Here is a 5,044-nt window from a genome sequence, read left to right as displayed (position 1 = left end):
ACCGCCCGACAGCACGCAGGCCACGCGGACGACGCCGCCCGACAGCACGCAGGGCGCGGTCGGGCCGACCCGGGCCGACCCGCCGCCACTGCCGCCGGAGCCGCCGGCCCGGACGCTGCGGGAGATCTTCCGACTCTGCACCAACGATCCCCGGTACGGCGCGGCGGCGATCGTGCTGTTCCTCGGGCTCAGCCTGCTCGGGCTGGACGGCCCGGTGCTGCCCTGGCTCTGGGCGGATCTGGTCGACGGGACCGGCAACCCGTACCTGCCGGCGGTGGGGATCGTCGCCGGGCTGCTGGTCACCCTGCCGCTGCCGTTCTACACCCACGTCTGGTTTCCGCAGTGGTGGGTGCGGCAGATGCTGCGGATCGGTCTTCGCCTGGTGCACGGTCAGACCGGGCCGCGCCGGGTCAGCTCACACACTCCCGCCGAGGTGGTGGCGCAGGGTGGGGACACCGAGCGGGTGGTCCAGCTCGCCGACAACGTGCTGGACCAGACCGTCGCGCTGGTGCTCGTGGTCGCCATGACGGCGGTCACCGGCAGCGTCGTACCGGGGCTGTTCTTCCTGGGCACGATGGTCGTCTCCGGGCTGGCGGCGACGTTGTTCGGGCCGAAGCTGGAGCGGGCGGCCCGGGCGACGGTGGCGGCGCGGGCCTCCTTCGCCACGGCGCTGGTCTCGGCGCTCTCCGCGGCGCGGACGGTGAAGCTCGCCGGCGCGACCACTGCGGTGCTGCGCCACCTGGCGGGCCTGGACGTGCTGCGCAGCGACCGGCAGCGGCGGGAGATCTCGGTGCAGGTGTGGGCGCGTTCCACGCCGTCGATGGCCAGCGGGCTGTTGCCGATCGGCGCCTGGGCGCTCTATCTGAACGGCTCGCTCTCGGCCGGGGCGGTGCTGGTGGCCGTCTCCACCCTGGGCGCGGCCCGCTGGTTCGCCTGGACCACGGCGTCGTTGATCTCGCAGCTGCCCTCGGCGCGGGTCTGGACCCGGCGCACGGCGGCGATGACCGGGGTGAGCGCGTACTCCGCGGGGGTGCCGGAGGTCGACCTGACCGCCGGTACGGCGCCCGCGCCGACCATGCCGCCCCGGCATCCGCTGCGCCGGCTGGAGCTGCGCCGCTTCGGGGTGGTGCACTCCGACGGGACGGTGGCCGTCCGGGACGTGGACCTGACCGTGCAGCGGGGGCAGTTGGTGCTTGTCGTCGGGCCGGTGGGGTCGGGCAAGTCCTCGTTGCTGCGCGGGCTGGCCGGGATCGTGCACCACACCGGCGAGCTGGCCTGGAACGGTGACCCGGTGACCGAGCCGGAGCTGTTCCTGCGCCCGAACCAGGTCGGTTACGTCGGTCAGTTGCCCCGGGTGCTCTCCGGCACGGTGGCCGACAACATCGCCCTCGGGCACCAGGTGGACGCGGCCGGGGCGGTCAGCACCGCCCAGCTCGACCACGACCTGGCCGCCGCCGGTGGTGGGCTGGGCCTGCTCATCGGGCACAAGGGCACCCGGCTCTCCGGCGGGCAGTTGCAGCGGTTGGCGTTGGCGCGGGCGCTGGCTCCGCGTACCGAACTGCTGGTCGCCGACGACGTGTCGTCGGCGCTGGACGTCACCACCGAGCTGGCGCTGTGGCAGGCGTTGCGCGGCCACGGGGTGACAGTGGTCGGCTCGACCGCGAAGCGCGCCGCGTTGGTCCGGGCCGACCACGTGGTGGTGTTGCTCGGCGGCACGGTGGCAGCCCAGGGCACCTGGCAGGACCTGGAGGGTGACTGGTCGCACCTGGCCGGTTGACCGACGGTCGGGCGGCCGCTCACGCGGCGGCCGCCCGACCGGCCCGGGATCAGGCGGCGCGGGCGTACTGGGCGGGCCCGGAGTACGCGACGCCGAGCTTCGCGGCGGCCCGGCGCGGCCAGTACGGGTCACGCAGCAACTCCCGGCCCAGCAGCACCAGGTCGGCCTCGCCGCCAGCGACGATCTGCTCGGCGTGCTCGGGCTCCACGATCAGGCCCACCGCGCCGGTCGGCACGCCGGCCTCGCGGCGGATCTGGGCGGCCAGCGGCACCTGGTAGCCGGGGCCGAGCGGGACGCGTTGGTCCGTGCTCACCCCACCGGAGGACGCGTCGACCAGGTCGACGCCGACGCCGGCCAGCTCGCCGGCGAGCACCACGCTGTCCTCGATCGTCCAGCCGCCCTCGACCCAGTCGGTGGCGGAGATCCGGGTCAGCACCGGCACGTCCTCGCCGACCGCGGCGCGCACCGCGCGGGCCACCTCCAGGGTGAGTCGCATCCGGGCGGCTCGGTCGCCGCCGTACGAGTCGGTGCGGTGGTTGGTCAGCGGCGAGAGGAACTCGTTGAGCAGGTAGCCGTGGGCGGCGTGGATCTCGACGGCGGCGAAGCCGGCGTCCAGCGCGCGCTCGGCGCCGGCCGCGAACGCCTCGACCACACCGGCGATGCCGGCCTCGTCGAGGCTGGTCGGGGTCCGGTAGCCGGCGGTGAAGGGCTCCGAGCCGGGGGCGACGGGTCTCCAGCCGCCCTCGGCGTCCGGCACGCCACCGCGCTCCGGCGCCCATGGTCGGTAGGTGGAGGCCTTGAAGCCGGCGTGCGCGAGCTGCACGGCCGGCACCGCGCCGTGGGCGGCGACGAACGCGGTCACCGGCCGCCAGGCGTCGACGTGCGCACCCGACCAGAGGCCGGTGTCCTGGGGGCTGATCCGGCCCTCGGGGAGGACGGCTGTCGCCTCGGTCAGCACCAGGCCCGCGCCGCCGACCGCGCGACTGCCGAGGTGGATCAGGTGCCAGTCGGTGGGCAGACCGTCGGGACCGGCTGAGTACTGGCACATCGGCGCCATGGCGATCCGGTTGGGCAGGGTGACCCCGCGCAGGGCCAGGGGAGTGAACAGCGAACTCATGGGGGTGATCCTCTCCGACACGGCGACGGGCCCCCGGGGAGAGGGGCCCGTCGCCGTACTGGTTGAACCGGTCAGGCGGGAACGGGGCTGAGCTCGGGCCGGGGGTCGGCGACCGGCTCCGGCTCGGTCAGGTCACGCCGGCCGGCGGACTCGTACGCGGCGCGGTCGAGAGTGCCCTCGCGGGCGGCGACCACTGTCGGCACCAGTGCCTGCCCCGCGACGTTGGTGGCGGTGCGGATCATGTCCAGGATCGGGTCGATGGCCAGCAGCAGGCCGGCGCCGGCCAGCGGCAGTCCCAGCGTGCTGAGGGTCAGGGTGAGCATCACGATCGCGCCGGTCAGGCCGGCGGTGGCCGCCGAGCCGACCACCGAGACGAAGGCGATCAGCAGGTAGTCGCCGATGCCGAGGTGCACGCCGAACACCTGGGCCACGAAGATCGCGGCGAGGGCCGGGTAGATGGCGGCGCAACCGTCCATCTTCGTGGTCGCGCCGAAGGGCACCGCGAACGAGGCGTACTCGCGGGGCACGCCGAGACGCTCGACGGAGCGCTGGGTCACCGGCATGGTGCCGACCGAGGAGCGGGACACGAAGGCCAGCTCGATCGCCGGCCAGGCGCCGGCGAAGAAGCGCAGCGGGTTGAGGCGGCCGGCGAGGATCAGTACCAGCGGGTAGACCACGAACAGCACGATGGCGCAGCCGACGTAGACGGCGGTGGTGAACTTCGCGAGGGGGGCCAGCAGGTCCCAGCCGTACGAGGCGACGGCGTTGCCGATCAGGCCGAGGGTGCCGATCGGGGCGAGCCGGATGACCCACCAGAGCGCCTTCTGGACGATCTCCAGCAGGGAGCGGTTGAGCGCCACGAACGGTTCGGCGGGCTCGCCGACCAGCAGGGCGGCGGCACCGATGACGACGGCGAGGAAGACGATCTGCAGGACGTTGCCCTCGACGAACGCGCCGACCGGGTTGGTGGGCACGATGCCGGTGAGGAAGTCGGTCCACGAGCCGGTCTTCTTCGGCGCCGTGGCGCCACCCAGGTCGAGGGTCACGCCCTTGCCCGGGTTGGTGAGCAGGCCGAGGCCGATGCCGATGCTCACCGCGATCAGCGCGGTGATGCCGAACCACATCAGGGTCTTGAGGGCGAGCCGGGCGGCGTTGGCCACGCCGCGCAGGCTGACCACGCTGACCACGATGGCGGTGAAGACCAGTGGCGGCACGGCCAGCTTGAGCAGTTGGACGAAGAGACTGCCGACGGTGTGCAGGGTGCTGGTCAGCCAGCTCAGGTCGTTGGTGCGGGCCAGGAAGCCCAGCGCGACGCCGAGCACGAGGCCGAGCAGGATCTGCACGGAGAAGGGAATTTTGCGCAGGCTGAAGGGCATGGGGAGAGATCCAATTGTCCGGTCCGATCGGGGCAGGCGTAGGTACGCGGCTAGCCCGGACAGATGCCACTGGCCTGCAGTCGGAGATCGACATACAGGCGGACAGTGAGGCCCCAGACATTGGTCATCGTTCGCCGACGATACGCCGATTCCCGCTCATCGGAAGGACCAGACGGCGTGAGGCTCCTTACAGAGGGCCAGCGCGGTGGCGGTGCTCAGGCCCCACAGCACCGCGAGGGCGAGGATCAACCGCTCCAGCACCCCCACCACCGGGCCCCGGCCGACCACGAGCATCGCCAGCCCCACCGTGGCGCAGATCGGCAGGGACAGCGCGGCGGCGACGCCGGCCAGCCGACGCACCGTCGGGCCGGCCGGCCCGGAGACGGCAAGCGTGATCATGGCGAAGACCACCGCCGCGGTCGCCACGATGCTCGCGCCGCCGTGCACCAGGTCGGCCGTCGTCGTGCGCTCGAACGGCGGCAGCGGGCAGCCGTCGGAACAGGTCACCGCCGCGGACAACGCGGTGAACACGGCCCCGGTGGCGAGCAGCGCCGGGGCCGCCATCCCCACCCCGGGGGGCAGCGCCACGCCGATCAGCAGCAACGCGCCGGCAAGGGCCAGGATCCCGATCCGGTACGTCGCGGCATGGGCGCTGCCGGCGATGCCCGCCTCACTGACGTACCCGGTGAACCCTGGACCGGGACCGGTGACCACGGCGAGCGTCACCGCCACCGCGCCGGCCAGCGCGCAGCCGGCCGCGGCGGACCCGGCGAC

The 5,044-nt window shown here is 73.6% G+C and carries 4 protein-coding genes; 1 reads left to right on the top strand and 3 read right to left on the bottom strand.

Features of this window, described 5'->3' with window-relative positions; genetic code table 11:
• Positions 1-1,777 (top strand): ATP-binding cassette domain-containing protein (locus tag PSH25_RS25255; RefSeq protein ID WP_238661428.1); only part of this gene is annotated, 1,777 nt, incomplete at its 5' end.
• Between the two features lie 49 nt (positions 1,778-1,826).
• Here the strand turns inward: PSH25_RS25255 and PSH25_RS25250 are convergent.
• The 3 genes from PSH25_RS25250 to PSH25_RS25240 form a co-directional block, all read right to left on the bottom strand.
• Complete coding sequence (locus tag PSH25_RS25250; RefSeq protein ID WP_238661427.1) at positions 1,827-2,894, bottom strand: NADH:flavin oxidoreductase/NADH oxidase; 1,068 nt, start codon at positions 2,892-2,894, stop codon at positions 1,827-1,829.
• Positions 2,895-2,965: 71 nt separating this feature from the next.
• The gene (locus PSH25_RS25245) at positions 2,966-4,258 is read right to left on the bottom strand and encodes a dicarboxylate/amino acid:cation symporter (RefSeq protein WP_238661429.1); all 1,293 of its coding nucleotides are present in this window, start codon (positions 4,256-4,258) and stop codon (positions 2,966-2,968) included.
• Positions 4,259-4,426: 168 nt separating this feature from the next.
• Positions 4,427-5,044: DUF998 domain-containing protein (locus tag PSH25_RS25240; RefSeq protein WP_238661426.1), on the bottom strand; the 618-nt coding region annotated here is incomplete at its 5' end.

Source organism: Micromonospora foliorum, assembly GCF_022229015.1.
In the GTDB taxonomy this organism is placed as follows: domain Bacteria; phylum Actinomycetota; class Actinomycetes; order Mycobacteriales; family Micromonosporaceae; genus Micromonospora; species Micromonospora foliorum.
This window is presented reverse-complemented; position numbering and strand designations above follow the sequence as displayed.

Coding starts and splice junctions, on each gene's coding strand:
- PSH25_RS25250 (WP_238661427.1), bottom strand. CDS start 2,894: ATGAGTTCGCTGTTCACTCCCCTGGCCCTGCGCGGGGTCACCCTGCCC.